This window comes from Maribacter thermophilus, from assembly GCF_001020565.1.
GTDB classification, from domain to species: Bacteria; Bacteroidota; Bacteroidia; order Flavobacteriales; family Flavobacteriaceae; genus Maribacter; species Maribacter thermophilus.
Map to the genome: position 1 here is coordinate 3,659,502 of NZ_LDAS01000001.1, position 26,512 is coordinate 3,686,013.

Below are 26,512 nucleotides of genomic sequence, written 5' to 3' on the forward strand. Positions count from 1 at the left end.
CGAACCTTTGACCGTCTGCTTAGAAGGCAGATGCTCTATCCAGCTGAGCTACGCGACCGTCCAACATTAAAAAAATCGCTTTTTTAAATGTGGCTGCAAATTTAGTAAAAAATATATAGCCGTAAAACCAAAATCAACGAAAAGATTCACTTATTTAAAAAGGACCTATTTTACGGGTTTTTTGTAGCCTTCGTACTCATCAAAATTTTGGTACAATTGGTCCAAAACTTTGTAGAAGGTTTCAAATTCATCATCAGAAATATCAATGGTGCTTACCCGGCGTAGATCTTTTATCAATGGCATTACCTTTTTCATCAAAAGTTGGCCCTCTTCCGTCATTTCCAATTTGTAGCGTTTTTGGTCGTCCCTGAACCTGGATTTTTTCAACAGCCCTTTTTTGCAGAGACCACTGATCACCCGCGAAGTGGTGGCCCTGTTTCTAAAGTTAGACTTGGCAATATCTGCCTGTGAGGCTTCTTTGCCCTCTAAATGCACCCGTTGTAAAATTACCCATTGCTCAATGGTCAGGTCAATATCGTTATCGGCGAAAACTTGTAAAAAGGTATGTTGTACCTTTTTTAAAGTTCGATCTATATACACGCCAAAACCTTCGGTCCTATCCATAATATCTGTTTCTTGTATCAAAAATAGGGGAGATAATTGTTAAAATTGTTGTTAATGCAACAATATTGAAAATATTTTGTAGTTTTACCTTAATTAGGTCACATAAAAACGAAGATAACTTATGTCTATAAGGTATAAACCATATATTCTAGAGGACAGCACCTATAAAGGAGGGGGCAAGAAGATCGTAATGCCCGATGGTATTACGGTTCATAAACTGTCTTCGAACGAAAACCCTTTGGGGTATTCCCCCAAAGTAAAGGAAGCGTTGGTAGGTGCATTGAACAATTTAAGTCTGTACCCCGACAATACCGATCATCGATTGCGAGAAGCCTTGGTGTCCGATTTTGATAACCAATTGACCGCCGACCATTTTATCACCGCCAATAGTGGGTCAGAGATCATAGATATAATCTCCAAGGCTTTTTTGGGAGAAGGTGATGAGGTAATCGTTAGTCAGCCTTGCTTTTTGCCCTATACCGCTTTTACCAGATGGATGGGCGCCAAGGCGGTAAATGTGCCCATGACGGCCAACTATGATTATGACCTAGAGGCAATATTAAAGGCCGTTACAGCGCATACAAGATTAATATTTTTGGCTTCGCCCAATAATCCGTCCGGAAATTATATTCCCAAAGAAAAATTGACGGTATTTATGGAGCAAGTACCCGAAAATGTGATCGTGGTACTCGATGAGGTGTACAGGCATTTTGCCGAGGCCGGGGATTATACCTCGGCACTGCCTTATGTGCTGGAGAATAAAAATATTATCGCCATCAATAGTTTTTCAAAAACATATGGTCTGGCAGGGCTAAGGGTGGGCTACTGCTACGCGCCCTTGCACATAAGCAACTATATCAGAAAAATATGCAAGCCCTTTTTACTATCATCTTTGGCGCTAGAGGGTGCCATAGCTGCACTAAAGGATGTCGATTTTGTAGACAGAACGGTGCAATTGGTAAAAGAGGAGCGCGCATATGTGTTGGACGGATTAAAGAAAATAGGTATCGAGTTTTGGCCCACACAAGGTAATTTTGTGATGATACGCCCCCCTGTTCCAGATACCGAACTAGTGGCATTATTAGAGAAAAAAGGAATCATGGTACGGCCGGTAGGTAACTTTGGGGCCCCTGGGATGGTACGTATTTCCTTCGGTAAAAGAGAGGCCAACAAAGCAGTGCTAGAAGCACTTTCAACAATAGTTGAAGAGAAACCATTAATAGCGTAAAAATATTTTTTTAGCAACAATGTTGCATTAACAACAATCTAAAAACATAAAATATGTCAACTTCAGTAGTAACAGAAAAAAAACAAGGGAAAGCAACCGATTTTATGCCAATAAACGGCACAGATTACATGGAACTTTATGTGAGCAACTCTAAGCAGGCGGCACATTACTATAAAACGGCCTTCGGGTTTCAATCATTGGCCTATAGGGGGTTAGAGACAGGTAGTAGAGAATATGAGTCGTATGTGGTAGAACAGGATAAAATTAGGTTGGTGCTTACCTCACCGCTAAAAAGTGGTACCGAAGTAGGTAGACATATAGACAAGCATGGCGATGGTGTAAAGGTTACCGCCCTCTGGGTAGATGATGCTACCTATGCCTATGAAGAAGCGGTAAAAAGAGGGGCTAAAAGTTTTATGGAGCCTCAAGTAGAAGAGGATGAAGACGGTAGGGTAGTACGTTCGGGTATTCATACCTATGGTGAAGTGGTACATATTTTCGTAGAAAGAAAAGACTATAACGGTGTTTTCTTGCCCGGCTACAAAAAATGGGAGAGCGATTACCAACCTACCGATACGGGCCTAAAATATGTGGATCATATGGTGGGCAACGTTAACTTGGGTAAAATGAACTATTGGGTAGATTTCTATGAAAAGGTCATGGGCTTTACCCAAATTCTATCGTTCGACGATAAAGATATTTCTACAGAGTTTACCGCCTTGATGAGCAAGGTAATGAGCAATGGTAACGGTCGTATAAAGTTTCCTATAAACGAACCTGCACCGGGTTTAAAGAAATCGCAAGTAGACGAGTACCTGGAATTTTATGAAGGCGAAGGGGTACAGCACATTGCGGTCGCTACCAATGATATCGTTAAAACGGTAACCGACCTAAAAAACAGGGGGGTAGAATTCTTGTCGGTGCCCACTACGTATTACGATCTGCTGACGGACAGGGTAGGTAAGATAGATGAGGACATAGACTCGCTTCGAAAACTGGGAATTTTGGTAGACCGCGATGATGAAGGTTACCTACTTCAAATATTTACCAAAACAGTACAGGCAAGGCCAACCATGTTTTTTGAGATAATACAGAGAAAAGGGGCGACCTCTTTTGGTAAAGGTAATTTTAAGGCGTTGTTCGAAGCTATAGAACGCGAGCAAGAGCTAAGGGGAACTTTATAGGTTCTTTAAATAATTTTTAGTGTAGTAATAGCTAACTTTAAGGGAAAGAACAGATTAACTAAAACATTGGTTTATGCCCATTTATCACAAACAAGGTAATATACCCCCAAAACGCCATACACAGTTTAGAAGGCCCGACGGGGAGCTGTATTCAGAACAGCTGTTCGGTACCATTGGTTTTGATGGCATGTCGTCATTGCTGTACCATCACAACAGGCCGACAATGGTAAAGGAACTATTGAAAAGTACCGATGTTTCTCCGAAAATTGCATTGGAGAAACACATTAGGTCGTTAAAACTGGTAAGTTTCAATGTGGCGCCCAAAGATGATTTTTTAGAGGCGAGAGAACCACTCTTGGTAAACAGCGATGTGCATATTGGGGTGGCCGCCCCAAAAAAATCGATGACCACCTATTTTTATAAGAATGCAGATGCCGATGAAATGCTGTTTATTCATAAAGGTTCTGGGGTGCTCCGTACCCTTTTTGGGCAGATTCCATTTGAGTATGGTGACTATTTAATTATTCCGAGGGGAGTGATCTATCAGATTAATTTTGATGGAGAGGACAACCGTATTTTTTATGCGGAATCCTTTACGCCCATATATACGCCAAAACGATATAGAAACTGGTTTGGACAGTTATTGGAGCATTCTCCTTTTTGCGAACGCGATTATAAGTTGCCCGAAAACCTAGAAACCTTTATAGATACCGATGAACATCTGATGAAGGTGAAAAAACAGGGCGTAGTCCATGAAATGGTATATGTAGGCCATCCTTTTGATGTGGTGGGGTGGGACGGTTATAACTATCCGTACGGATTCTCGATCCATAATTTTGAGCCTATTACGGGTAGGGTACACCAACCGCCACCAGTACACCAGACCTTTGAGACTTCGGCCTTTGTTATCTGTTCTTTTGTGCCAAGGTTGTACGATTATCATCCTAAATCCATTCCGGCGCCCTACAACCATTCCAATATAGATTCCGATGAGGTGTTGTATTATGTGGATGGTGACTTTATGAGTCGCAACGGGGTGGCTCCGGGCAATATTTCGTTGCATCCGGCGGGCATACCACATGGCCCGCATCCGGGGGCGGTAGAGCGTAGTATTGGTCAAAAGGGCTCAGAGGAATTGGCCGTGATGATAGACACTTTTAAACCCTTGAAGGTAACGGAAAATGCCCTAAAAATCGATGATGGCGATTACTACCGATCATGGTTGAACGCTTAACAATTAATGTGCTTTTTAGATGAAACCATTGCAGACTTGGGTGCCGGTACCTGAAAATTCCGATTTTACTATATACAACCTGCCTTTTGGTGTTTTTTCGGTCGCCGGGGATGCTCCCAGGGCCGGGATCGCCATTGGTAACCAAATTGTGGATCTGGCCGCATTGGCCGATGCCGGGTTAATAGCACCGGAAAAGGACTATTTTACACAACCTACCCTGAACCGTTTTATAGGGTTGGGAAAAAAGGTGACCAATGAGGTGCGGTTACGTGTACAACAATTATTGGTGGATGAGGATTCGGAACTAAAAAAGAATCCGCGTTTTTTGGTGCCCCAAAGTGAAGCTACCATGCACCTTCCCATAAAGGTCGGTGACTATACCGATTTTTATAGCAGTTTGGAACATGCCACCAATGTGGGCAAAATGTTCCGAGATCCAGAAAATGCCTTGTTGCCTAATTGGAAACACATACCGGTAGGGTATCACGGCAGGGCCTCATCTGTGGTGGTGAGCGGTACCCCCATACACCGGCCCAAAGGTCAGGTGATGCCAAAGGGAGCCACAGCGCCTGTTTTTAAACCTACGGGCCGATTGGATTTTGAACTCGAGATGGCTTTTATTGTTGGAAAGAGTACCGATCTGGGAGAAAGTGTGCCGGTATCGCGTGCCGAAGATTATATTTTTGGCATGGTGCTATTTAATGATTGGTCCGCTCGCGATATTCAAAAATGGGAATACGTGCCCTTGGGGCCATTTTTAGGAAAAAGTTTTGCATCGTCCGTTTCGCCCTGGATCGTTACTATGGAAGCTTTGGAACCCTTTAAGGTTAAAGGTCCTGATCAAGATCCCGAGGTGCTACCTTATTTAAAAACGGAGGGTGCTAAGAATTACGATATAGACCTGTCGGTCGGTATTAGGCCTCAAAATGCGGAAGAAGAGGTGTTGTGTAGGTCAAACTTTAAGTATATGTACTGGAATATGGCCCAGCAATTGGCGCATCACACGGTAAATGGATGCAACATACAAGTGGGGGACGTAATGGCATCGGGTACCATTTCTGGCAAAGATGAAACATCCTATGGTTCTATGTTAGAGCTTTCTTGGGGAGGACAAAAAACGATCAACCTAAAGAATGGCGCTACCCGCACTTTTATTGAAGATAACGACACGATAACCATGCGGGGTTCTGCCAAGAAAGATGATATTAGAATTGGTTTTGGTGAAGTGTCCGGAAAAATACTACCTGCTAAATAACAAGAAATGATAAAAACGATCGATCCCAATAATGTTCCACAACAACAGTTACATGCCTATCTGCTTTCCGCTGTGGCACCTAGGCCTATTTGTTTTGCCAGTACTGTTGATAAGGAAGGAAATGTAAATCTGAGTCCTTTTAGTTACTTTAATATTTTTAGTATCAACCCGCCAATAATGATATTCTCGCCCAATAGAAGTGGTAGGGACGGGTCTATGAAACATACCCATGAAAATGTATTGGAAGTGCCCGAAGTGGTTATAAACATTGTAAACTACCCTATGGTAGAGCAGATGTCATTGGCCAGTACTTCGTACGACAAAGGGGTGAACGAGTTTAAGAAAGCCGGATTTACAGAAATAGAAAGTACCAAAGTGAAACCGCCCAGAGTGGCAGAAGCTCCGGTGGCCATTGAGTGTAGCGTAACCGAGGTGATTGAACTGGCGGATACACCAGGGGCCGGAAACCTGATTTTGGCCAAGGTAGAACTGGTACATATGAATACCGACTATTTGGATACCGATGGTAATTTAGATACCCAAAAATTGGACTTGGTAGGCCGTATGGGCGGAAACTGGTACACACGATCCAGTGGAGACTCACTGTTCGAAATTCCAAAACCTATTCGCAACAAAGGTATTGGCGTAGATCAATTGCCGATAGCGGTTCGTGAAAGTAATGTGCTTACGGGCAATAATTTGGGGCGTCTAGGTAATTTGGAAAGCCTACCGAGCCAAGAGGCCAAGGAGGCTATTGCGGCCCTGCCAGAAGTAAAGGAAGTAATGGCCGAAAATAGTGCGATAAAAGTGCATCGGCTCGCCCAAAAATGGTTACAAGAGGGCAAGACAGAAGATGCCTTGGCACTCTTGTGTATAAGCGTATAGGTGCATGCTTTTGGTATATAATACCAACCTACGGCAGGTAATCTACAATGGTATGTTTTAGAGCAAGGGACTAAAAAACTTGGCGAGCCCCTCCATAAACTTTATCAATATAGAGCGGTTTTTAAACTTGCTGAAGTCTAGACGTATGTTTTTCTTGCAATGGTCACCAAACAGTTGGTCGATCGTTCGAACAATTTGTTTGTCATAGATAAGCATATTGGTTTCAAAGTTATGCTCAAAACTGCGATAATCGAAGTTGCCGGAACCGACCGACGCTATTTCTCCATCGATTACAATGACCTTGCTATGCGAAAAATCGGGTCTTAGGTAAATATTGACACCAACGTCCAAAAGCGATTCAAAAGAAGAGAACATACTGTATTTTGCCAAAAGCGAATCTGATTTTTTTGGTGTGAGCAAATTCACCTCAATGCCGCTTAAGGCCGCTATTCTTAATGCCTCTAATATGGGTTCACCTGGTATAAAATAAGGATTGGCAATGCAGATGCTCTTTTCGGCTACATTGATCATGGTCAAATATTGTTGCATGATTGCGGGGTACTTAGAATCGGGCCCGCTAGATACGGTTTGGGCAATACTGGTGCCAACAGGGCTTACTTTAGGAAAATACCGGTTCTGTAACAACAGGTCTTCGTTACTCGCAAAATGGTAGTCCTTTACAAAAATCCGCTGCAGACTATTAACCGCAGGCCCTTCTATCTTTATATGCATATCTTGCCAAAGGCCTAGGTCAGAAATAGGTTTTATATACTTGTCGGAAACGTTGAAACCTCCCGTAAACCCAATTTTTCCATCAATAACAATAATCTTTCTGTGGTTTCTGTAATTTAATGTAAACAATAAGTTTCCAAATCGTATGGGGAGCGAAGGATAGGCCTGTACCCCGATTTCTTTAAAACGCTTAACGACCTTTCCCCGCAGGGCATGGCTTCCCAAAGAATCGTACAGCATTCTGACCTCTACCCCTTCTTTTAATTTCTTGGCGAACAGCTCGTATAAACGGTCTAGCAGGTCTCCTTCTTCTAAGATAAAATATTGAAGGTGTATAAAATCTTGGGCCGCTTCAATAGCCTTAAAAATAGCACCAAACGCATCATCGCCATTATTAAGAAGGGTAATCTTGTTGCCTTCGTAGGGGGCAAAGTAGCTGTTGCTTCTGATCAGCGAAGCAATTTTGTTGTGTTTGTAGTCGGCAAACTCATGAACACTTTGCTCACCTCCCTTTAGTTCTTTATAGGTTTCCGAGTATAGTTTTCTTTTTTCGTTCTGTTTTAGTTTAAAAAGCTTGAATTTTCTTCTGTTGATACCAAAAAGATAGTACAGCATAGGGCCCAAAAAGGGCATAATGATCACCGTTAGCGACCAGCTTATCATTTTAGTGGCCCGCGTGCCATAAAAAATGATGTTTATAATGCTCCATAGGGTTACTACCGCATATGCTATCCAAAAGAGACTACTCATTAAAAGAATCGTTTGTAAGTTATTAAGATACCATATTTTAAACTGGGTACACGTATTTAAATAAAAAAAGAGGGCTATAAGCCCTCTTAGCAGTCAGTGTTTTTTCTATACTATTGGTGGTCATCGGTGGCATCATCGATTTCATCTTCGATCTCTTCGGCACCTTCTTCAATGCCGTCCCCGATTTCTTCAACTCCGTCCTCAATTTTCTCACCTGCCGTTTTTTCTTCTCTACAACTGATCGCTACACCTATTGTCATTAGACAAAATAGGAACATGTATACTGACTTTTTCATTTTTCTTGTTTTAAGTTTATTAATGATTTTAGTTATAAATAATATGCGTTATACTACTTTCTTGCCTCTGATTAAAGAGATAAGGAAAAGCACTATAAATACAAAGAATAGAATTTTGGCTATACCAGCAGCTCCTGCCGCGATTCCTCCAAAACCTAATATACCGGCTATAATGGCCAGTACTATAAAAATTATTGTCCAACGTAACATAATGTGATTGTTTTTAAGGTTCTAATACTTAAGGGACACTCCCTTTTTCTTACAGAATAAATTTCGGGATATTTGTTCGTTGGTCTTAGTGGTATCCACATAATGGTTAACTCATATGAGGTTACCGTTCGGCTACAGTAAAGAACTTTAAAAATAAGGGTATTCATAGGAGAGCAACATACTATCGTAAGAGATATCGTTGTTAAAGAGTTCTTTGGCAATGGGTGTGGCCTTAAAGTCGCATATAGGTGTTCTTTTCAAAATACTCTTTACCTGTTCAAAAGGGGTTTGGTACGCCAACCAGCTTTCTACGTCCTCTTCTCCTATAATTATTGGCATACTATCTACGGTGTTTTGGTATTGCCTTATATAACCGGTGGATTTGCCGACCAACAAAGCGCAAGTAATAAAACCATCTTCTAAAGTATTGTATATACTGGCAAGGTAAAATGGTTTTCCGCTTTTAAGGCTTATATGGTATGGAAAAGATTTTCCGTTTTTTAAGAACGAAGTAAAAAAGCCTGTAACGGGTAATAAACCTCGTCGTTCTTTTAGGGGTTGGGCAAACCATAGGTTAGAGTCCAAGGTATTTTCATGAAGGTTGAGCGTATTGCAAATACACTGAAAAACACTCCAGTCTTCACTGTACTTGGTAGGCAGTAGCCCCCATATGGACAAAGAGATCTTATCTTTTTCTTGCATGGTAACAATTGGAACAGAAACTTCGTGTAAACCATTTATTACTTGCTGGGGTGTATACAGGTTTGGATATTTAAACGTTGCCTTGGTAAATTTTTCCAGAATTTCTTTCGTCGCAGTATTTGATAATTTAAAATACATTTCCCTTTCTTTATATTCCACAAGTAAGAGAAATAACAAAAAAGGGATTGTTGCAAACAATTAAAAAGGTGATTCATTAGAAATAAATGTAGGTAAAAAGACCAATTAAGAGTTATTATATGGGTTTTGTTAAAAACTTATTCTTTTTACATAAACAAAAAATAAAACTTGACTTACTTTTACTTGGGGAAAAAACTCAATATCAGTAAAATAGATATTTCTATGAAGACAAAAAGGAGAAATGCATTGCACGAGCTACTTCTTTTAAACGAGAAATTGAAGGGTAAGGTGGCCAATGAAAGCGGCGTGCCTGTCTTAATGGTAGATACAACTATAGGTTCTGGACAGGTTAACTGCGTTAATTTAGAAGAAGGGCTTATGGCCTTTGAGTTTGACCTGACCCTGAATACGGATCACGAATTGGTAATGGATTGGGTAGAAAGCGATCAAGTATGCCTATTTTATTGTTTAAAGGGAAATTGCTTCCATAAATTTTATGGTCATCAGGTAGTGACAAAATTAGAGGAACTGCAGACGGCGGTTGTTTTTAACGACAAAGACCATAAGACCAAATTGATCTTTAAAAAAGACGAACATTTGGTTTTTAACTGCATACGTATCAATATAAACGAATACAAAAATCAGTTAGAGGAGCAGCGCGATACGCTGACCGCATTATTGGATTCATATGATAAAACCGAAGGATATCTACATGTAGGTAAATTTAATCTAGAGATCGGTGAATTGATCAAGAAGTTAGAGAATGCCAAATTTGCCGATTCCATCGCTTCCTTAAGTTATTTTAATGGGGTCTGCCTTATGATATTGGCAAAGCAGATAGAGCAATTTCAAGAAGATATGGAAAAGGGAATACAACCTGCGACCACTCTTTTAAAAAAGGAATTGGAAATGATCACCGAGCTAACGGATTATATCAATAACTATCCGGAAGCACCGCATAGTATTGATGCCATTTCTGCCAAATCGGGAATTTCACCTTCTAAATTGCAACTTGGGTTTAAATTTATGCACGATGCCACCTTAGGGGAATACATTCGTAACGTACGACTTAAAAAGGCGGAAGAACTGATCCGTACCACCGATATGAATATCTCTGAGGTAGTGTATTCCATTGGCTTTACCAGCAGAAGTTATTTCTGTAAAATATTTAAGAACAAATACAACTGTAGTCCAAAGGCCTATAAAAAACAGGTAAATGGCCGACCCATAAAAAAAGAAAAGAAGGACGTATAGCCCTTCTTTTACAAATATAATTTCAACGATATTTTTTAAGCAAGATCTTCCAACGTTCTAATATTGGCCAGACCGTTTTCAATGGCCGTCTTTTGGTTTTTTAAGATTTGCAGCGTACTAGTGGGTAACGAGCCGTCTTTGATTACCTCGTCGTATTCTTCAACAGAAGCTTTTTCCCCTCTTATGGCCTCTTCTAGCATGGCCTCTTCGTTATCGTTGGCAAAAAGGGCCTTAACATCCATCCAGGCCCTATGGGCCTTGCCGGTAAAACTGTCTCCTTCTTCTACTTCATGGCCAAAAGACTTTATTTCGGTCTTAAGTACATGTCCAAAATTGTAACGTTGGGCTGCCTTATCTTTAAAATAGGACTTTAGTGCAGTATTATTGGTATGTTCTGCAGCCTTTTTAAATCCTTTCTCCGCATCGTATGTTTTTTCAAGAATGTCGTTTAATTTGTTTCCTACAGTTTCTGAGTATGTATTCATAATATATCGTATTAAATTATAAACCGATTGTTTTTTGGATGCCGGTTATTTTACATCCGTTTAGGTCGGCATTATTTCTTGTTCAATGCTGCCTACATCTCAAAATTACAGGGGTCTCACCTGTTTTCTTTGCTTAAATACCGTATGCTTTAACTCATATGGATAGCGTTAATATAAAAACCTATTGTGTTGATCCTTAGGTCCTCTAAAGCGGTGTCTCTACAAGCGTTATAATGGCGCCCAACCCTTATAAAGTATAGCGCTTTGGTTTTGTAAGAGTTAAAGTTTTACTAATATATTATTAGGGTCAAGTGTTGTCTCGATTGAGACAACTACAATTGTTTTTGCGATGTAATTTTGAATTGTTAAAAGGCAATTATTAATAGTAAATATATAATTATGAGTTATCTAAACATAGAAGTAAAAAAGATAGAACCGGTAGTTGATGAATTGAATATTCTTTTAGCGGAATACAACGTGTATTATCAAAACCTTAGAGGTTTTCATTGGAACGTTGTAGGGGAAAACTTTTTTGTACTGCATGAAAAGTTCGAGGAATTGTATACCGATGCAAGAATTAAGGTAGATGAGATAGCGGAGCGCATACTTACACTAAGGCATCACCCCGAAAGTAGGTTTTCGGAATATCACAAACTGTCTAAAGTAAAAGAGGCCGCCTCGTTGATCAGTGATAAAAAAATGGTAGCACAGATTCTGGCCGATCATCAGCAACTCTTAAAACAAATGACCAAAGTAGTACAAAAGGCAGAGGAAGCCGGTGATGAAGGAACCGTTGATATGATCGGAGGCTATATTGGAAGTCTGGAAAAAGTGAGCTGGATGTTAGATGCGTGGTTAAAAGAAACCAAGAAATAACAGCAGTAGGTTTGAAAAAAAATATAGTAGTAAGAAAAAGTCCTTTATCAGGACTTTTTTTTGCTCTATAGATTGATGCAATAGGGCAACATTACAATTTTTGTATATTAATCGATACGTCATGTGAGCCAAAGATGGGCATGGCGAACATGTATTTTTAATACTGCATGGGCAGGTCTAAAAAGAGGGAAGATACACGATGATAAGAATTAAGACTACAGGAAGCTCTACAGCTAGTAATGTTAAACAGATCCAAGAACAGATAGGGGGTGAAATAACGGAAAGATGGGGAGAATATACCTTGAGGGTAAACAATGAAAAGGCCACAGGCGACATTAGGTTCATTACTTTTGATTGGGGCGTTACTTTGTTGGAGTACAATATCACATTTCATGATGATGTTACTCTTGTCATGGATTCTGAAGATTTTAACCCCATTCGTTTTTACTATTGTTTAGAGGGTTATTGTGGCCATCGTTCTGAGGCACAACCTATTTCAGAGACAAAAACCTTAGAGCAGTTTCAATCGGTAATCATAGCCAACAATAGCAATGACCCCAGTTATGGGTATTTTTCAAAAGGCGTAAAATTGGCCATTAATGTGGTACAGATTACACGTAAGAAGTTTTTACGAAAAAGATTGAACGGGGTAGAGTCCTTGAATAAAAAGCTCTACCATGTGTTTATGGATACGGACCATGAAAAAAGATTCGCATATTTTGGGTCTTACAACCTAAAATTGGCCAACAAAATAGGGGCGTTAAGAAAAGTGCGTAACAAGAACGGTATGGTGCGCGTTATGCAAATTGAAGGGTTGGTGTACGAAATTTTAGCTATGCACATTGCACAGCACGAAAAAGATAGCAAGAATTCCTTGCCGGAAACAACCTTGGTACGTAGAGAGCTAAAGATCATTAGGGATCTAGCCAATAAGATTGCAAAAAACGTATCTGTAGATTATACTTTAGAAAAATTGTCTATGGATACGGGCCTGTCGCAGGCCAAATTACAGGAAGGCTTTAAATTGTTGTATGCCAGAACGGTGACAGAATATATACGCCACGTTAGGTTAGAGGCCGCAAGGGACTATATTAGCCAAACGGATATGAATATATCTCAGGTAGTATATTCCATTGGCTTTAGTAGTAGAAGTTACTTTTCTAAAATTTTCAAGAACAAGTATGGTATAAGCCCTAGTGATTTTAACAATAACGTAAAACAGTCTATATCGTTAAAAACCGTATAGTTAAGAAGCTTTTTTATTTCAAAAATCTCTTGATCAAATATAAAAAGCCATATTTTTTTACCAATGATACCGAGGTAGAAAGCCAGTTGTAGGGGGCCAGGTCTTCCTTAACTTCCTGTTTTAGCCCCTTTAGCTCTTCGAGCGCAATTTTACGCTCCAAATCCAGTTTATGCAGATCAAATTCTATTTGATCAAAATTCTCGTATATTTTCATGGTTTAGGTAAAAAATTTTGCCGACAACTTCTTTACGATAAAGTTGTCTATTCTTTTTCTTGTCTTGTATAAAATAGTGACTATAACAAAGAAAAGAGCGCCAATGGCCAAACAGGAAAGAACCAAACTATCTAGAATTTCTCCAAGATAAATAGTACCTGCTACGGCAAAGAACAGAAGACCCAAAAAGCCCAAACTACCAAGAATGGCCATTTTACAGAACATTCCGGTAGTTAATGACAATTGGTGAAAAACTTTCAGTTTATAATACTCCTGTGTCTTCTGGTAATACTGTTCGCTTAAATCTACAGCTTTGTTAGAAGTTTCGTTTAGAGAATTAAAAACACCCATCTATGAACTTTTTTGCAATTTTTTGTTTTTGGCTTTCAGTTCTGACAGTTTCTTTTCAAGAGTGCTAATGATATCCTCGGTCTTGTAACTTACGTCCGATACCAACGATTCTACCCTTGTGTCCAACGTTTCTTTTTCAGAGGCGATGGTATCCGCAACCCTATGCTTAAGTTGAATCGCGTTTTCAGTTAAACTTTCTTTGGTCTCGTTCGCCTTGTCCGCGATTCTTTTTCGTGTTACTTCTCCCTTGTCGGGGGCATATAGTATTCCTAGGGCCGCACCAATGGCAGAACCGGCAATAATTGCTAAAAGTGTATTTCCGTTATTACTCATAATAGTATCAAATTTTAGATTTAAAATATGATGTCTCTCATCATTTACACTACAAATGTCAGACGATTTTCGGGTACTTATTAGCTCAAATAATTTAATTGTTGACGGCAATGATAATAGGACAAAAAGACAACGATTTTTTGGGGGATACATTCGTAAAATAGAAGGTTAGCCGTAACTTAGCTATGTATAAAAACGAAGGTTATGGCAAGTATTTTTTCTAAGAATCCTTTTACTGGTGAAACAGGTAAAGAATATGAATTGGATACCCCCAATTCTATTTCTGAAAAGTTGAAATTGAACAAAAAAATTGCAGGTGATTGGAGCCGTTTACCCATTGAGGAGCGCTGTAAATTATTAAAAAAAGTGGCAGGTTTGTTAATGGACCGTAAAGAGGAGTATGCCAAACTAATGACATCTGAAATGGGCAAACCCATATCGCAAGGCATCGCAGAAATAGAAAAATGTGCATGGGTGTGCGATTTTTATGCGTTCAATGCAGAGGATTTGTTGGCAGATGAACTTATAGATACCGAGGCAGATGAGAGTTTTATAAGTTACGATCCCCTGGGCTGCATATTGGCGGTGATGCCATGGAACTTTCCTTTTTGGCAGGTGATCAGGTTTGCTGCACCTACACTAACAGCGGGTAATACGGGAATTTTGAAACATGCCATGAATGTTCCCGGTTGCGCAAAGGCATTGCAAACGTTATTTGAGGATGCCGGTTATCCAAAAGGCTGCTTTCAATCGGTGTTGGCGGGGCATACCGAAATAGAGGAATTAATAGGCAACGACCAGATCAAGGCCGTTACCTTGACAGGAAGTGAAAAGGCGGGCAGGAGAATAGCTGAGGTTGCCGGCGGTCACCTGAAAAAAACGGTACTGGAACTAGGGGGTAACAATGCCTGTATCGTTTTTGAGGATGCCGATTTAGATAAGTACCTAGAAACGATGGTCATGGCGAGAATGCAAAATACAGGGCAAAGCTGTATTGCGGCGAAGCGCTTTATCGTATGTGCCGATATCTATGATGAGTTTGTGGACAGGTTTACAAAGCGCGTACAGAAATTAAAGACGGGCGATCCTTCTGCTGCCGAAACATATATAGGAACCTTGGCCAGGGAAGATTTGGCGCAAACCTTGAAGGATCAAGTGGACAGGTCTTTAAAAATAGGTGGTAAACTTGTAATGGGAAATACAATGAACGGAGCTTATTTTGAACCCACCATTATCACCGATGTAGTACCCGGAATGCCTGTTTTTGATGAAGAAACCTTTGGTCCCGTGGCCGCCATCGTAAAGGCAAAAGATAGGCAACATGCATTAGCTTTAGCTTCCGATTCCAATTATGGTCTGGGTACAATGCTTTTTACCGAAGATACCGATGCCGCCTATAGTTTAATCTCGGAGATACCGGATGGCGCTTTTTTTGTTAATGATATGGTCAAATCGGACCCTAGACTGCCTTTTGGGGGTACCAAGGCTTCTGGATATGGTAGGGAACTTTCCAGAGAGGGGATCTTGGAGTTTGTGAACAAGAAAACCGTCTATATTAAAAAGTAGAAATGGATCCTATGATATTCGTAGAGAGTGTTTAACTTTAAGATATGAAGAAACTAATTCAGATTATTGGTGCTTGGTACGGAGCCAGAAAAATTGGGGGCGGTAAATGCGGTTGCATTGGAACCTTTTTCGTCTTTCTTATTTTATATTGGATCTTTGGTCACGTATTGGAATATTTTTAAAAAAAGGCTTTTAATATGCACATATGGTTCACGGTCATTAATGTAAATATATGTGGGCCACCATCGTTTTTATTATAGGCTGGTCGTAACGAACCCAAATATGACGGTTGTCACGATTGTATTACGGTGTAAATGTTATATTGTGCACATTATTCATCTTTATGCTCGTTGAGCAGTACCTAACTATACAAGTTAAAAGTCTATGGGGACTATCCTATTTATTGGTATTTATGTCCTAATTACCATATCTATAGTACTTACGATTCTTTTGCATGGTGCGAAACCTGTAAAGAGCTTAGCTTGGTTGTTGGCCATATTCGCAATACCTATCGGTGGCATAGTGTTGTACCTGTTATTTGGTAGAAATAGAAGAAAGCTTAAGCTATTGCGCCTTAAACAAGACCTGTTTACAAAATTGCCAAAACCCAATGAGCAGCAAATAAATGCTTTTGGGGGTAGATTCAAAAAACTGATAAAGCTGTTGTATAAAAACTCACATTTTCCTCCTACATCGAACAATGAACTACAATTGTTGAAAGATGGAAAAACAACCTTTAACGCAATTTTTGAGGCATTGGAGAAGGCAAAGACCCAAATTCATATCCAGTATTACATTTTTGAGGAAGGGGAACTTGCCGACCGATTATTGGCATTGTTCGAACAAAAAATTGCCGAAGGTGTTACCGTTAGAATGATCTATGACGGTATTGGCAGTTTCTCATTAAGTAAGAGCTATTTAAAAAAGCTCAATGCCTTAGGGGTACAGGTCTATTCTTTTCTTCCGTTTAAGTTTGGTCGGTTTTTTTCTTCCTTGAATTATAGAAACCATAGAAAAATTATTGTGGTCGACGGTGTTACGGCCTTTACCGGGGGGATAAATATCTCGGATAAATATTTGAAAGGTCAAATAGGGCTAGGTAAATGGCACGATATGCATTTAGAGGTCAAAGGGCCTGCCGCCAATCACCTAGACCAAGTTTTTATGATGGACTGGTATTTGGTAAGCGAGGAATTGTTGAAACCGTTGGTACATGCAAAGAACGAGGTGGAGGTTATTTCCGATTCTTTGGTGCAGATAGTTTCCGGTGGTCCGGACGATGATTTTCCGGTGTTGGAACAAACCTACTTCTCCATTATCAACAAGGCTAAAAAATACTTGTACGTTACAAATCCGTATATAATTCCGAGTCAGGCCATTATACAGGCTTTGCAGACGGCGGCATTAAGCGGGGTAGATGTGCGCCTATTGGTTTCTGAAAATGCCGACAATACTATCGTAAGTTGGTCCGTACACTCGTACTTTGAATCGTTTTTAAAAGCAGGAGTTAAGATCTATCTCTTTCCCGACGGTTTTTTACACAGTAAGATCATTGTAAGCGATGACGCTATCAGTACCATCGGAACCGCCAATTTGGACGATCGTAGTTTTGAACAGAATTATGAGGTAAATGCCGTTATTTATGACAAGGCCTTTGCTCAATTGTTAAAAGAAGACTTTCTTAGGGATAGCGCTACCAGTAAAATGCTCAACTATGAGGAATTTGTGAACAGACCATGGGGGAAGAAATTGAAAGAGGGTGTCGGTAAAATTTTTAGTCCCCTGTTATAGTCCGTTGCAAGTAGGAGCCTATTCAGATTCTTTTATAAAAATCAGATCTTGCTCCTCCATGGCCACTACGATCATTTTTATATAATCGTCTATGGCCTTTTCTATATTCCTGGGGTCTGTTATATCTATAATGCCCCTCCAGATCATAGACCTTTCCTTGCCCTCGCAAATGCAATATAAAGTGGTTTCGGCGTGGTACACCTTAAAGTTCTCGTAGTAACTTTCGTCGTAGTAAATACCTTGGTGCTCTAGGTAGTCATCGTTAAAGCGTCTTTGGTGATCCTCTAACCGGGATATGGATTTTATAAAGCTTTGCCGGTTTTCAGATCCGGTTATTTTAGTAAACAAAATGGCATCAAAATCTTTGTCTAGAAGGCTTTGCTCTACATCGTCCAATTCTTTTTCGGTTTTTTGGGAGTCGGTGAAAGAGACATCAAAAACATCGATACTTCGCCAAGCTTCCACCTCTCTTTTTTCGAATTCTTTTTTCAGTTGGTTCTCAAAATGCTCTCGGGCATCCTGGTTTTGTGTCATGCCTACCAATAAAACCTTGTCCGCATGAAACAATACTATATCGGGGTTTTTCCAGTTTTCAACTAAACTTATCGGGGAACAACTGGTTACAAGAATAATGGCCAAAAGGATTGATCTTTTCATTTGAAAGTTGGTTTTGCAGGTATATGGGCCTAAAATAAGGGAAATATCAAACAACGTATATGATATCCATCATTTAGGTACTTATCGGTTTTAAAATGAGATACTTGCCTAAACCACTATCTCCAGTGTTTGGTTCAATTTTGGAATTTGGCAGTTCCATCCCTTAACATCCTTGATCTTTACCCTAAAGGCATCTAAGGCTGTCGGTTCACCATGTATCAGAAAAACGGCCTCGGGTACATTTTTAATAGTATCTACCCAATGCAAGAGACCATTTTGGTCGGCATGGGCAGAAAGACTCTCGATAAGGTGAATTTTGGCCTTTACCGGGTAATATTTACCAAACAGTTTTACCTCGTGGCAACCTTCCAATAGTTGACGGCCCCTAGTGCCTTCTGCTTGGTAACCTACTAATAATACATTGGTCGTAGGTACGTCTATTAATTGCTTTAGGTACGTTAATACCCTACCGCCCGTAACCATGCCGCTTCCGGCAATAACTATCTTGGGTCTTGGGTCGTCTATGGTTTTCCAGGTATCGGCATATGAGGTTATGATGGTGAAATGCTGTAGCATGGCATGGTATTCGTCTAAAGACAACTTATGCCAATCTGGAAAACGCTCAAAAACAGAAAGTACATTATTGCCCATGGGGCTGTCTATAAAAATAGGGATGTTGGGTATTTTGTTTTTCTTGAACAATAGCCAAAGGGTGTACATAAGCGATTGTAAACGCTCTACGGCAAAAGAGGGGATAATAAGAGTACCTCTTTCATGAATGGTCTTCTGTACCAAGGTGCTGAGGATTTCTGTAACATCCTCTTGGGGATGCAGTTTATTGCCATAAGTACTTTCCAAGAATAAATAATCGGCCCATTCTGGACGCTCGGGCGTGTCCAATAACAGATCATGTACCCTGCCAACATCTCCAGAGAAGACAAAGGTTTTTTCAAATATCTCCAGTTCAATAAAAGTGGCCCCTATGATATGGCCGTTGAACCTAAATTTAAAGCGTATGTGGTCCGATAGGGATATCCATTCACTTTTTGGGCAAGATTCAAATAGTCTAAGGGTATTTTTAGCTTCTTCTACAGAATAGAAGGGCAGGGCGGGGCTATGTTTCGAAAACCCTTCTTCGTTGGCTTTCTTGGCTTGCTCCTCTTGAATTTTAGCACTGTCCAAAAGAATAATTTCAGTAATGTTCAGGGTAGGTGCGGTGCCGAGTATTTTACCGCTGAACCCTTCTTTTACCAGTCTTGGCAGGTAACCCGTATGGTCTAAATGACCATGGGTCAATAAAACCACATCAACATTGGCGGCGTTTATGGGCAATGGTTTCCAATTGTTTTCCCGTAATTCCTTTAAGCCTTGAAACATTCCGCAGTCTACCATAATGTTAAGCTCTGGGGTCTCTAAATAAAATTTAGACCCCGTAACGGTGCCGCAAGCTCCCAGAAAATGAATTCTAACGTTGTTCATAGTTTTATTGATTGCAAAGTTGACCTACTTCTTTTAATATTTTTTCTTTTCTGGTGCTGGAGATTCCCAAATGGTCCAGAAAAAACTTGTCTTTTACCAATTGTCTGCAAAGCACTACATCCCTGCTAAGTAAAAATTGTTTTTCTCGATTGGTAAGTAGCGATAGTACGGTTATGGGGTAGAGGCTTAACCTATCTATCCTATCTTTAAGGCCGTTGTTTTTAGGGTAATCCCAGCTTAATAGATAAAGGTCGCTACATTCGCCATATTTTAGTGCATCTTCGGTAAATCGGGTATTGGTAACCACCCACCCCCGATCCAGTTTCTTGGTGTTACTCTTTTTACTCAACCAATGACTCTTTATGTCGTTATATCTAGAATTGATGTAAAGGGGTATTTTTACATTGCAGTTAAGGCCTTCTTCATTATGAAATTTGCATTCGACAATGGTTATGGTTTCATTCTTTTCGGCCAATACATCAACTTCGTGCTTTACACAGGTGCCCGTCATTATTATATCTACCTGAACAGAAAAACCCGAATATTGTAGAATGGCGGCCACAAAGCGTTCAAAAGGAAACCCTGTCGGACCCAGTTCATAGATGGCTTTTTTTAGTTTGTATTTAGAGGCAAAGACCGATTTTTTTCTTTTTAGCAGAGCATAGGCACGATTGTATATTTCTTTGGTAGAAATACCCGGGTACACCTCTGAACGAACGGTATCTACGATCTGCTCTACCAATTCATGGTTGGCGCCACTATGTTTTAGCGAGTTTCTGAGCTTGTCCAAAGAAAATATCGCTTTTTCCCCCGATGATTTTATGATTTCAATATCCGGTGTAGTCATTTTTCTTTTTTTAGTTGCACTTCTACAGTTGGTATTTTCAATAATTGCAGGGTGGTAGATGCCAAGGTTACTTTTCCGTTGGTTGCCAAAAATGATTTTTCTATGCCTTGGAACAACTTGTTCTTAGTGTCTCGTCTAAGTTTGTAATCTGTAATATACCTAAGGTTCAAATTGATCCAATTGTCGGTAAGTGACATGGCCACGGTAGGGGCAATGGTCGCATCTTCTATATAATAATGTTCTACCATTTCTTTCCATTTGGCCAGGGATCGTTCGGTGTAATCGCTCAGTAATTCGCCCGCTGTTTCCAGTACTATTTTTTTTGCCAGTTCTACATCCGATTCATAGGTGATAAGTACTTCTAACTCGTCCCAAACAAAGGGAAAATCCATAGAGTAGTTTTTAATGGGCCCTTTAAACACAAATGCGTTGCTGATCTTTACGATCCTACCCGAGTAATTGTCACTGCTAACCCACTCGCCCAACTCCATTAAGGTGGTATAGATACTGTCAATATCAATCACATCGCCTTTTATATTATTGATCTCTATTCTATCTCCAGGTTTGTAGACTTTTACAAAAAAGATGTAGAAAGATCCGGCTATACTTAATATCAGTTCTTGTAGGGTAAAGGTAATACCTGCGGTAAAGAGACCTATGATTATGGTGTAGTCTTTAAAGCTATCTACCGTTACGGCCATAAGTATCAACACAACTATAAGTACATACCCAATAATCTCTATTCCCTTTTGGGCCTTATACCTAATGGCAATGTTGTCTATTCGCTTTTTAAGCGTTCTTCGGATAATGCCTATGGTAATGATAATGATTAGGATCCATAGGACCAATTTGGCGACCTTTAGAACCAACGGATTTTCCAATAACTTAAAAAACGCATCCATATAATTTTATTTATAAGACCGCCAAGGTATTGCTACCAATGGCGGCCTTAAGTTTTAGACATTTCCAAACCAACTATCTATGTCTAAAAAAGTCCCGTATCAAGGCCCGGGTCTCGTTTTCTGTCATACTGTCCGCCTTTTCTACGGCAGTTACTTTATCAGCTATGGACTTGTAGTTTTCCGATAGTTCCTTTTTAAATTTTTCATTGATATCCGCTGGGCCAAAAAGAGCTAGTTCATCTACATCTTTCACAGCGTTCGCGATGGTTTTAAAATATTCTTTAAACTGTTTTTTTTCTTTTTCAAGATATTTTCGTTCATGGTTAATATCTTGGGTTCCTCCCCATTTAACCCTAGATCCCCCAGTGCTGGTCCTGTTAAAGAACTCAATGCCCGAGCTAATGGTCTTTAAGGAGTCTTCGTTGTCGGACACCTGTACGATATATGCCTGTTTACTGTCTAGCCAAATTCCTATTTTTTTCATAATCTATATTTAGATGGTTAATGGATCAATGCAATGCCAATATGGGTACCGTGGCTTCATAACCTATTTCTTTTAGCAATGGTTTAGAGAACACACTACCAAAAAAGACATGTTTGCGGTTAATGAAGGCCATCATGTTACTATCTCTACTTTCTATAAAAGTTTGTATCCCCTTAGCCAAATTACTTTCTGTAAGGTCATGAAAGCTATGGGGCGTCTCTTCTAAAATAGTATTCAATAGTTGCTTGTTGGCCTCTTGGTCACCGCTTAGTTCGTTGTTTTTGTCGAGATGTAAAACGGCTATATTGCTATGGTGCATTTTACCTATTTCTATAAGATAGCTAAGCTCTTTGCGTTTAAACTTGGCTTTGTAATCGGTAGGGAAAACAATTTCTTTGGGAGTGGTGTAAGAGATTTCGTCCGGTATGGCCAATACGGGGCATTCCCTTATTTTTTCCATGGCATTTACCGTATTGCTTCCAAAGAAAACCTTTTTTGATCCTGTAGCGCCCTTGGTGCCCATGGCAACCAGATCAACATCCTTTTCGGTAATTATCTTTTTCATGGCCTCTAACAAGAAATCTAGGGTTGTAATGGTATGATAACGATGTTTGGGGTTATCGTTATGTAATGCCAGTGTATGCAGTAACTTTTGAAATTTCTTTTCCGTATCTTCTTTTGCCAACTCAAACGCGGCGCTACCAGATTCTGGAATTATTAAATTCTCTGTAGTGTAGCGTTCAAAGTCAAGAACGTTCAGTAAGTAAAAATCACAGTTTAGCTTTGAATACAGATCTATGGTATACCTCACGGCATTCAAGGCATTCTTAGAGAAATCGGTAGGTATAAGAATCTGTTTGTTCATGACATTATTTTTATATGTTTCTTAAAAATAACTGTCGGTCACCAGAATTACTATGACAATTGTCACTCTCTCATAGGCAGTATCAGAAAAGGAGATTTCGCATACAGACTAATATCTTTTATGACCGGTTCGCGTAACAAACGTTCCATAAAACTTCTTTTCATGTACACCATGGCCAGCATGGTAATACTGTGGGTCTCTATAAAACTATCAATAACCTTTGCCTTATCGTCAAATTCCAGAACTTGATGAAACGAGTGCTCCACATCTTTTAAACAGATCTCCAGTAATTTTTGGTTGGATATCTGCACTGCATCCAGTTTTTCCTCACTTGCAATATGCATGACGTTAATGGGGGCTTTGGTAGTAGTGGCCACCGACAAAAGCGGGGCCAAGGTTTTGGCGTTGCACCCTTTTTTATAATCGGTTACGAATGCAATATTGTTTTGTGGTTTATAATCTATACCCTTCGGAATCGCCAACAGGGGACATTGATGTATGCTGCCGGCCACTTTTAGGGTATTGCTGCCCATAAAAATTTCTTTGGCACCTGTTTTTCCCTTATTGCCCATTACTACCAAATCGATCGCAAGATTTTGAACCGTCTTTGGTATTACCGTGGCCAATGTACCCCGTTTGGATATAGTATGGTACGTATGGTTTTCGTTACCCGTGTCCAAGGTAATTCTGTGCGATATTTTTGTTAGGCCCTCAACGGACTCCTTTTGTAGTTTCTCCAACTTTTTTTTGCCCATTAAGGGGACCTTGTGCGTGCCTGTCAAAGGCGTGGCCTCGTCATAAACATTAAGAATATAAAAAGTACACTCTTGCATGGCCCAAATTTGGGTGGCATTAAAGAGTGCGTTATAGGCCTCGTCCGAAAAATCGGTGGCTACCAGTATTTTTCTAATTTCCATAGCTTACAATTGAGGTATTACCATAAAGGGAATGGTTACATGAAATCCTATTTTTTTAATTACGGGCTCTATAAAGAGACGCTCTATAAAAGTGTGTTTGTTCTGGATCATGACCAATAGGTTAATTTTTTGCTTGATCTGAAATTTGTTGATCGCAGATATTATTTCGTCGTTGCCAACATCGTGGAACAACGCTTTATAGCCCAATAGTTTTTCTAGATCGGTCTTATTTTTTTGCTGGATCGGGGTAAGTTCGTGCCCGGTAGAAACGTGCATTACGTTTATTTCAGACAAATGTTTATCGGCAATATCTAAAAGCGAAGACATTTTTTGTTCGTCATATTCCACTTCATAATCCGTTGGAAAAAGTATAATCTTGGGGTCTTCGTACTCAAACCCGTCCGGTATGGCAAGTACGGGGCATTTTGTGTTCTTGATTACGTCGACCGTATTACTGCCCATAAAAATTTCTTTGGCACCAGTGGCTCCCTTGGTACCCATAATGACCATATCTATATTTTCCTTCTCTACCACATATCTTATTTCACTAGAGAGTATATTAAAGGCAGAGCGGGTGATGAACGTATGCAGTGGATTTTCAAATTCTTCTTCCAATCTTGATTTTAATTTTTTAAGATCGGTCCTGGACTGTTCTTGAAGTAAATCTCCCAAACCAATTTGTCCCGGGCTTCCCAATAAATATTCTGTGTGGTAAACTGGTGGCATGTAGGTGTTTAATAGAAAAAAGGTGCATTCTACATCTTTAAAGGCCCGTAAGCCATATTTTATGGACTCCAAGGCGTTGTCAGAGAAATCGGTAGGTAAAAGAATTCGTTTCATAATCAAAATATTTTACTTCATAAATGTAAGGGTCTAACTTTGCAAAAACCATGATATTGGTCAGTTGAGCCTCTTTCTAATTTTAGTAACTTAGTGTTGTTAATAGTAGAAAAATGAAAAGTTCATTCAAAGAGATTATCGACTCGGATGTACCCGTTCTGGTAGATTTTTTTGCAGATTGGTGTGGTCCCTGTAAAATGTTGGCTCCTATTCTTAAACAAGTAAAGGACGATATGGGCGATGGTTTAAAGATCGTGAAGATAGATGTGGACAAAAATCAGCCATTGGCCAATAAATATAATGTAAGGGGAGTGCCCACCATGATGTTGTTTAAGAACGGAAAACAGCTTTGGAGGCAATCTGGAGTGTTACAAAAAAATGATATCTTGGCAGTTGTTAGGCAATTTGCTTAACAACTGCCGGTTTTTATCTAACGTAGCAGTTTTTACTCATGTACCACCAAGAAAGGAATTTTGGTGTGGTAGCTTATCTTTTCTACGGTCGGCCTAAAAAGAATTCGTTCTAAAAAGTTTAGGTTTTTGGCTACCATGACCAGCATATCCAAGTTTCTGCTTTCTGCGAAACACTGTACCGCGGCATCTATTTTTTTACCGGTGATCATATGAAAGGATTGCTCGGTATCTTTAAAATAATCGGCCAATATTTGTTTGTTCTTTTGTTGCTGTTCGCTAAGCTCTTCTCCCTTTATAGAAATATATAAGAACCTTAGACTAGATTTTTTAAGGGTTATAAGATCACGGATGGTATCTAGTATCTTAACATTGTACCTTAGTTGAAAGTCGCTTGGGAAACCCACCTCTACGGGTCTGTGATAGGTGCTATTCTCGGGTACCGCCAAAACGGTGCAGGGCACTTTGGTGATAACATTACCGGTGTTGCTGCCTATGGAAACCGATTTAAGGCCAGAAGCACCCTTGGTACCCATAATAATGAGGTCTATCTTTCTTTCTTTGGCCTCTTTCTTTAAATGGTCGGTTAAAAAACCATAAAGGGCAACTGTCTCAAATTTATGTTTGGGGTTTAGGGGTAGTTGTTGAATTCTTTCTAAGAGCTCTTTTAGTTTACCGATACTCTCTTTTAATAATGAATCTTCCAATATTTCGGGTGAAATATACATAGGTGTTTCCCCACTGGCATTGGTATTCATTGAACTTACATGGACAATATGAAAAACACAATGTGTTTTTTCAAAAAATGAGATTCCGTAGAGCAATGCATTCCAGGCATTTTCCGAGAAATCTGTGGGGATCATAATATTTTTCATGACTTATCTATTGTTAGTTTGTGGGTGTTTAAATATGTTCTGGTAAAAACAACACGGGTATGTTGGAGTGAAAGGCTATTTTTTTAATAACCGGTTCTCCAATAACTTTTTGCCAGAAGGTATGATGATGCCTTATAATACTTAAGATACCATCGTCTATAGTATCTACATAGGTATCCAAGGCGTTAGATATGCTTGTGGTAAACGGCACTTCTACAAATTCATGTTTCAGTCCTTTCAAGCGTTGTTCTAACACGCTTTTGTTTTTCTTTTGTATATCGTTCAGTGCAAAGGATACGGCAACATGGGCAATTTTGACATTGGCATCCCAAAGTTTCGCGAGGTCTGTTAAAGGTTGTAGGCCATGTTTTTCATACTGCTGCATAAAATCTGTAGCAAAGACGATATCTTTTAACCGTTGAAAATTATAGGCAGACGGTACCGTTAAAATAGGAATGTTCTTTACCGTTTTTATGGCTTTTACCGTATTGCTGCCCATAAAGACCTCTTTGGCCCCTGTAGCCCCTTGCGTGCCCATGATCAACAGGTCCATGTCTTTTTCTTGGGTCTCTTCTTCAATGGCTTCTGTTAACGTGGCCGCCTTAGAAACACTATTAACGCTATGGTTTGGGTTATGGTGGTTGGTTTCCAAGTAGTTTAAAACCTCTTGCATTTCTTGTTCTGAGTACTGCGAAAGCGAGTCGTAGATAACGCCCAATCTTTTTTGACTTTTATTGTCAAGAAGATTTAGCATAGACGGTTCGTAGGCATGCAATATGGTGAATTCACATTTTTCGTTAGCGAAAAGTTTTAACGCCGTAAAAATGGCATTCCACGCGTTGTCTGAAAAGTCTGTTGTCAATAATATTTTTTTCATAGTAC

Annotated in this window: 31 protein-coding genes; 12 read left to right on the plus strand and 19 right to left on the minus strand. The window is 39.8% G+C overall.

Features of this window, described 5'->3' with window-relative positions:
- Nucleotides 1-165: 165 nt before the first annotated feature.
- Complete coding sequence (locus tag AB657_RS15885; protein WP_047247398.1) at nt 166-624, minus strand: MarR family winged helix-turn-helix transcriptional regulator; 459 nt, start codon at nt 622-624, stop codon at nt 166-168.
- A gap of 121 nt (nt 625-745) precedes the next feature.
- Here AB657_RS15885 and hisC point away from each other — a divergent pair, with 121 nt between their 5' ends.
- The 5 genes from hisC (at nt 746) to AB657_RS15910 (ending at nt 6,410) form a co-directional block, all read left to right on the plus strand.
- Nucleotides 746-1,852 (plus strand): histidinol-phosphate transaminase, encoded by a 1,107-nt coding sequence (gene hisC / locus AB657_RS15890; protein WP_047247399.1) that lies wholly within the window; start codon nt 746-748, stop codon nt 1,850-1,852.
- A 53-nt stretch (nt 1,853-1,905) separates the two neighbouring features.
- Nucleotides 1,906-3,036, plus strand: coding sequence for a 4-hydroxyphenylpyruvate dioxygenase (hppD, locus tag AB657_RS15895; RefSeq protein WP_047247400.1), 1,131 nt, complete (start codon nt 1,906-1,908; stop codon nt 3,034-3,036).
- A 73-nt stretch (nt 3,037-3,109) separates the two neighbouring features.
- Nucleotides 3,110-4,270, plus strand: coding sequence for a homogentisate 1,2-dioxygenase (locus AB657_RS15900; protein WP_047247401.1), 1,161 nt, complete (start codon nt 3,110-3,112; stop codon nt 4,268-4,270).
- A gap of 28 nt (nt 4,271-4,298) precedes the next feature.
- Entirely contained in the window at nt 4,299-5,525 is a 1,227-nt protein-coding gene (gene fahA, locus AB657_RS15905) for a fumarylacetoacetase (protein WP_047248042.1), read from the plus strand.
- A 6-nt stretch (nt 5,526-5,531) separates the two neighbouring features.
- A complete protein-coding gene (locus tag AB657_RS15910; RefSeq protein WP_047247402.1) occupies nt 5,532-6,410 on the plus strand; it encodes a flavin reductase family protein in 879 nt (292 codons plus the stop codon).
- Nucleotides 6,411-6,467: 57 nt separating this feature from the next.
- On the opposite strand, the gene cls (AB657_RS15915) is transcribed toward AB657_RS15910, so the two are convergent.
- The 4 genes from cls (AB657_RS15915) to AB657_RS15930 form a co-directional block, all read right to left on the minus strand.
- Entirely contained in the window at nt 6,468-7,892 is a 1,425-nt protein-coding gene (gene cls, locus AB657_RS15915) for a cardiolipin synthase (protein WP_047247403.1), read from the minus strand.
- Nucleotides 7,893-8,002: 110 nt separating this feature from the next.
- Nucleotides 8,003-8,188, minus strand: coding sequence for a hypothetical protein (locus tag AB657_RS15920; protein ID WP_047247404.1), 186 nt, complete (start codon nt 8,186-8,188; stop codon nt 8,003-8,005).
- Nucleotides 8,189-8,236: 48 nt separating this feature from the next.
- Nucleotides 8,237-8,398, minus strand: coding sequence for a DUF1328 domain-containing protein (locus tag AB657_RS17895; protein ID WP_084696445.1), 162 nt, complete (start codon nt 8,396-8,398; stop codon nt 8,237-8,239).
- Between the two features lie 147 nt (nt 8,399-8,545).
- On the minus strand, nt 8,546-9,238 hold the full coding sequence (locus AB657_RS15930; protein ID WP_157491776.1) for an SOS response-associated peptidase family protein: 693 nt from the start codon (nt 9,236-9,238) through the stop codon (nt 8,546-8,548).
- A 222-nt stretch (nt 9,239-9,460) separates the two neighbouring features.
- Here AB657_RS15930 and AB657_RS15935 point away from each other — a divergent pair, with 222 nt between their 5' ends.
- Nucleotides 9,461-10,492, plus strand: a complete 1,032-nt coding sequence (locus AB657_RS15935; RefSeq protein ID WP_157491778.1) for a helix-turn-helix transcriptional regulator — start codon at nt 9,461-9,463, stop codon at nt 10,490-10,492.
- A gap of 35 nt (nt 10,493-10,527) precedes the next feature.
- On the opposite strand, the gene AB657_RS15940 is transcribed toward AB657_RS15935, so the two are convergent.
- Entirely contained in the window at nt 10,528-10,977 is a 450-nt protein-coding gene (locus AB657_RS15940; RefSeq protein ID WP_047247407.1) for a ferritin-like domain-containing protein, read from the minus strand.
- Between the two features lie 399 nt (nt 10,978-11,376).
- Here AB657_RS15940 and AB657_RS15945 point away from each other — a divergent pair, with 399 nt between their 5' ends.
- Together AB657_RS15945 and AB657_RS15950 are read left to right on the plus strand one after the other, a co-directional pair.
- On the plus strand, nt 11,377-11,853 hold the full coding sequence (locus AB657_RS15945; protein ID WP_047247408.1) for a Dps family protein: 477 nt from the start codon (nt 11,377-11,379) through the stop codon (nt 11,851-11,853).
- A gap of 199 nt (nt 11,854-12,052) precedes the next feature.
- Nucleotides 12,053-13,099: a helix-turn-helix transcriptional regulator gene (locus tag AB657_RS15950; protein ID WP_047247409.1), complete on the plus strand. Its 1,047-nt coding sequence runs from the start codon at nt 12,053-12,055 to the stop codon at nt 13,097-13,099.
- A gap of 13 nt (nt 13,100-13,112) precedes the next feature.
- Here the strand turns inward: AB657_RS15950 and AB657_RS15955 are convergent, their stop codons facing one another.
- Genes AB657_RS15955 through AB657_RS15965 form a run of 3 tightly spaced genes read right to left on the minus strand, consistent with a single transcriptional unit; the run spans nt 13,113 to nt 13,997 of the window.
- Nucleotides 13,113-13,313 (minus strand): hypothetical protein, encoded by a 201-nt coding sequence (locus AB657_RS15955; RefSeq protein ID WP_047247410.1) that lies wholly within the window; start codon nt 13,311-13,313, stop codon nt 13,113-13,115.
- Between the two features lie 3 nt (nt 13,314-13,316).
- The gene (locus AB657_RS15960; RefSeq protein WP_047247411.1) at nt 13,317-13,664 is read right to left on the minus strand and encodes a hypothetical protein; all 348 of its coding nucleotides are present in this window, start codon (nt 13,662-13,664) and stop codon (nt 13,317-13,319) included.
- A complete protein-coding gene (locus tag AB657_RS15965) occupies nt 13,665-13,997 on the minus strand; it encodes a YtxH domain-containing protein (protein ID WP_047247412.1) in 333 nt (110 codons plus the stop codon).
- Nucleotides 13,998-14,201: 204 nt separating this feature from the next.
- Here AB657_RS15965 and AB657_RS15970 point away from each other — a divergent pair, with 204 nt between their 5' ends.
- From AB657_RS15970 to cls (AB657_RS15975), 3 genes are all read left to right on the plus strand, one after another.
- Nucleotides 14,202-15,563, plus strand: a complete 1,362-nt coding sequence (locus AB657_RS15970; protein WP_047247413.1) for an NAD-dependent succinate-semialdehyde dehydrogenase — start codon at nt 14,202-14,204, stop codon at nt 15,561-15,563.
- 44 nt (nt 15,564-15,607) lie between these two features.
- The gene (locus AB657_RS18105; RefSeq protein ID WP_198146912.1) at nt 15,608-15,745 is read left to right on the plus strand and encodes a hypothetical protein; all 138 of its coding nucleotides are present in this window, start codon (nt 15,608-15,610) and stop codon (nt 15,743-15,745) included.
- 202 nt (nt 15,746-15,947) lie between these two features.
- Nucleotides 15,948-17,354: a cardiolipin synthase gene (gene cls, locus AB657_RS15975; protein WP_047247414.1), complete on the plus strand. Its 1,407-nt coding sequence runs from the start codon at nt 15,948-15,950 to the stop codon at nt 17,352-17,354.
- Between the two features lie 18 nt (nt 17,355-17,372).
- Here cls (AB657_RS15975) and AB657_RS15980 read toward each other — a convergent pair whose 3' ends face one another.
- The 8 genes from AB657_RS15980 to AB657_RS16015 form a co-directional block, all read right to left on the minus strand.
- Nucleotides 17,373-18,011: a hypothetical protein gene (locus tag AB657_RS15980; RefSeq protein ID WP_047247415.1), complete on the minus strand. Its 639-nt coding sequence runs from the start codon at nt 18,009-18,011 to the stop codon at nt 17,373-17,375.
- Nucleotides 18,012-18,119: 108 nt separating this feature from the next.
- Nucleotides 18,120-19,490, minus strand: coding sequence for an MBL fold metallo-hydrolase RNA specificity domain-containing protein (locus tag AB657_RS15985; protein ID WP_047247416.1), 1,371 nt, complete (start codon nt 19,488-19,490; stop codon nt 18,120-18,122).
- Nucleotides 19,491-19,494: 4 nt separating this feature from the next.
- Nucleotides 19,495-20,337: an ATP cone domain-containing protein gene (locus tag AB657_RS15990; protein WP_047247417.1), complete on the minus strand. Its 843-nt coding sequence runs from the start codon at nt 20,335-20,337 to the stop codon at nt 19,495-19,497.
- The gene (locus AB657_RS15995) at nt 20,334-21,239 is read right to left on the minus strand and encodes a mechanosensitive ion channel family protein (protein ID WP_047247418.1); all 906 of its coding nucleotides are present in this window, start codon (nt 21,237-21,239) and stop codon (nt 20,334-20,336) included. Before AB657_RS15995 ends, AB657_RS15990 begins: the two co-directional genes overlap by 4 nt.
- A gap of 73 nt (nt 21,240-21,312) precedes the next feature.
- On the minus strand, nt 21,313-21,723 hold the full coding sequence (locus AB657_RS16000) for a hypothetical protein (RefSeq protein WP_047247419.1): 411 nt from the start codon (nt 21,721-21,723) through the stop codon (nt 21,313-21,315).
- 25 nt (nt 21,724-21,748) lie between these two features.
- The gene (locus AB657_RS16005; RefSeq protein ID WP_047247420.1) at nt 21,749-22,588 is read right to left on the minus strand and encodes a universal stress protein; all 840 of its coding nucleotides are present in this window, start codon (nt 22,586-22,588) and stop codon (nt 21,749-21,751) included.
- A 62-nt stretch (nt 22,589-22,650) separates the two neighbouring features.
- Nucleotides 22,651-23,505 (minus strand): universal stress protein, encoded by an 855-nt coding sequence (locus AB657_RS16010; protein ID WP_047247421.1) that lies wholly within the window; start codon nt 23,503-23,505, stop codon nt 22,651-22,653.
- A gap of 3 nt (nt 23,506-23,508) precedes the next feature.
- Nucleotides 23,509-24,345 carry a universal stress protein gene (locus AB657_RS16015; RefSeq protein WP_047247422.1) on the minus strand — a complete coding sequence of 279 codons (837 nt, stop codon included), beginning with the start codon at nt 24,343-24,345 and terminating at the stop codon, nt 23,509-23,511.
- 113 nt (nt 24,346-24,458) lie between these two features.
- Here AB657_RS16015 and trxA point away from each other — a divergent pair, with 113 nt between their 5' ends.
- The gene (gene trxA / locus AB657_RS16020) at nt 24,459-24,758 is read left to right on the plus strand and encodes a thioredoxin (protein WP_047247423.1); all 300 of its coding nucleotides are present in this window, start codon (nt 24,459-24,461) and stop codon (nt 24,756-24,758) included.
- Between the two features lie 32 nt (nt 24,759-24,790).
- Here the strand turns inward: trxA and AB657_RS16025 are convergent, their stop codons facing one another.
- Together AB657_RS16025 and AB657_RS16030 are read right to left on the minus strand one after the other, a co-directional pair.
- The gene (locus AB657_RS16025; RefSeq protein WP_047247424.1) at nt 24,791-25,630 is read right to left on the minus strand and encodes a universal stress protein; all 840 of its coding nucleotides are present in this window, start codon (nt 25,628-25,630) and stop codon (nt 24,791-24,793) included.
- Nucleotides 25,631-25,658: 28 nt separating this feature from the next.
- Nucleotides 25,659-26,507, minus strand: a complete 849-nt coding sequence (locus AB657_RS16030) for a universal stress protein (protein ID WP_047247425.1) — start codon at nt 26,505-26,507, stop codon at nt 25,659-25,661.
- Nucleotides 26,508-26,512 lie beyond the last annotated feature (5 nt).

Excerpts from the sequence above, each read along its gene's own strand:
- AB657_RS15995 (WP_047247418.1), bottom strand. The coding sequence starts at position 21,239 with ATGGATGCGTTTTTTAAGTTATTGGAAAATCCGTTGGTTCTAAAGGTC.
- AB657_RS16010 (WP_047247421.1), bottom strand. The coding sequence starts at position 23,505 with ATGGAAATTAGAAAAATACTGGTAGCCACCGATTTTTCGGACGAGGCC.
- hisC (WP_047247399.1), top strand. The coding sequence starts at position 746 with ATGTCTATAAGGTATAAACCATATATTCTAGAGGACAGCACCTATAAA.
- AB657_RS16000 (WP_047247419.1), bottom strand. The coding sequence starts at position 21,723 with ATGAAAAAAATAGGAATTTGGCTAGACAGTAAACAGGCATATATCGTA.
- AB657_RS15920 (WP_047247404.1), bottom strand. The coding sequence starts at position 8,188 with ATGAAAAAGTCAGTATACATGTTCCTATTTTGTCTAATGACAATAGGT.
- AB657_RS15955 (WP_047247410.1), bottom strand. The coding sequence starts at position 13,313 with ATGAAAATATACGAGAATTTTGATCAAATAGAATTTGATCTGCATAAA.
- AB657_RS15910 (WP_047247402.1), top strand. The coding sequence starts at position 5,532 with ATGATAAAAACGATCGATCCCAATAATGTTCCACAACAACAGTTACAT.
- AB657_RS15990 (WP_047247417.1), bottom strand. The coding sequence starts at position 20,337 with ATGACTACACCGGATATTGAAATCATAAAATCATCGGGGGAAAAAGCG.
- AB657_RS16005 (WP_047247420.1), bottom strand. The coding sequence starts at position 22,588 with ATGAACAAACAGATTCTTATACCTACCGATTTCTCTAAGAATGCCTTG.
- AB657_RS17895 (WP_084696445.1), bottom strand. The coding sequence starts at position 8,398 with ATGTTACGTTGGACAATAATTTTTATAGTACTGGCCATTATAGCCGGT.
- hppD (WP_047247400.1), top strand. The coding sequence starts at position 1,906 with ATGTCAACTTCAGTAGTAACAGAAAAAAAACAAGGGAAAGCAACCGAT.
- AB657_RS16030 (WP_047247425.1), bottom strand. The coding sequence starts at position 26,507 with ATGAAAAAAATATTATTGACAACAGACTTTTCAGACAACGCGTGGAAT.
- AB657_RS15935 (WP_157491778.1), top strand. The coding sequence starts at position 9,461 with ATGAAGACAAAAAGGAGAAATGCATTGCACGAGCTACTTCTTTTAAAC.
- AB657_RS15930 (WP_157491776.1), bottom strand. The coding sequence starts at position 9,238 with ATGTATTTTAAATTATCAAATACTGCGACGAAAGAAATTCTGGAAAAA.
- AB657_RS15900 (WP_047247401.1), top strand. The coding sequence starts at position 3,110 with ATGCCCATTTATCACAAACAAGGTAATATACCCCCAAAACGCCATACA.
- AB657_RS16015 (WP_047247422.1), bottom strand. The coding sequence starts at position 24,345 with ATGAAACGAATTCTTTTACCTACCGATTTCTCTGACAACGCCTTGGAG.
- AB657_RS15940 (WP_047247407.1), bottom strand. The coding sequence starts at position 10,977 with ATGAATACATACTCAGAAACTGTAGGAAACAAATTAAACGACATTCTT.
- AB657_RS15945 (WP_047247408.1), top strand. The coding sequence starts at position 11,377 with ATGAGTTATCTAAACATAGAAGTAAAAAAGATAGAACCGGTAGTTGAT.
- cls (WP_047247403.1), bottom strand. The coding sequence starts at position 7,892 with ATGAGTAGTCTCTTTTGGATAGCATATGCGGTAGTAACCCTATGGAGC.
- AB657_RS15960 (WP_047247411.1), bottom strand. The coding sequence starts at position 13,664 with ATGGGTGTTTTTAATTCTCTAAACGAAACTTCTAACAAAGCTGTAGAT.
- AB657_RS15970 (WP_047247413.1), top strand. The coding sequence starts at position 14,202 with ATGGCAAGTATTTTTTCTAAGAATCCTTTTACTGGTGAAACAGGTAAA.
- cls (WP_047247414.1), top strand. The coding sequence starts at position 15,948 with ATGGGGACTATCCTATTTATTGGTATTTATGTCCTAATTACCATATCT.
- AB657_RS15950 (WP_047247409.1), top strand. The coding sequence starts at position 12,053 with ATGATAAGAATTAAGACTACAGGAAGCTCTACAGCTAGTAATGTTAAA.
- AB657_RS18105 (WP_198146912.1), top strand. The coding sequence starts at position 15,608 with ATGAAGAAACTAATTCAGATTATTGGTGCTTGGTACGGAGCCAGAAAA.
- trxA (WP_047247423.1), top strand. The coding sequence starts at position 24,459 with ATGAAAAGTTCATTCAAAGAGATTATCGACTCGGATGTACCCGTTCTG.
- AB657_RS15965 (WP_047247412.1), bottom strand. The coding sequence starts at position 13,997 with ATGAGTAATAACGGAAATACACTTTTAGCAATTATTGCCGGTTCTGCC.
- AB657_RS15980 (WP_047247415.1), bottom strand. The coding sequence starts at position 18,011 with ATGAAAAGATCAATCCTTTTGGCCATTATTCTTGTAACCAGTTGTTCC.
- AB657_RS15885 (WP_047247398.1), bottom strand. The coding sequence starts at position 624 with ATGGATAGGACCGAAGGTTTTGGCGTGTATATAGATCGAACTTTAAAA.
- AB657_RS15985 (WP_047247416.1), bottom strand. The coding sequence starts at position 19,490 with ATGAACAACGTTAGAATTCATTTTCTGGGAGCTTGCGGCACCGTTACG.
- AB657_RS16025 (WP_047247424.1), bottom strand. The coding sequence starts at position 25,630 with ATGAAAAATATTATGATCCCCACAGATTTCTCGGAAAATGCCTGGAAT.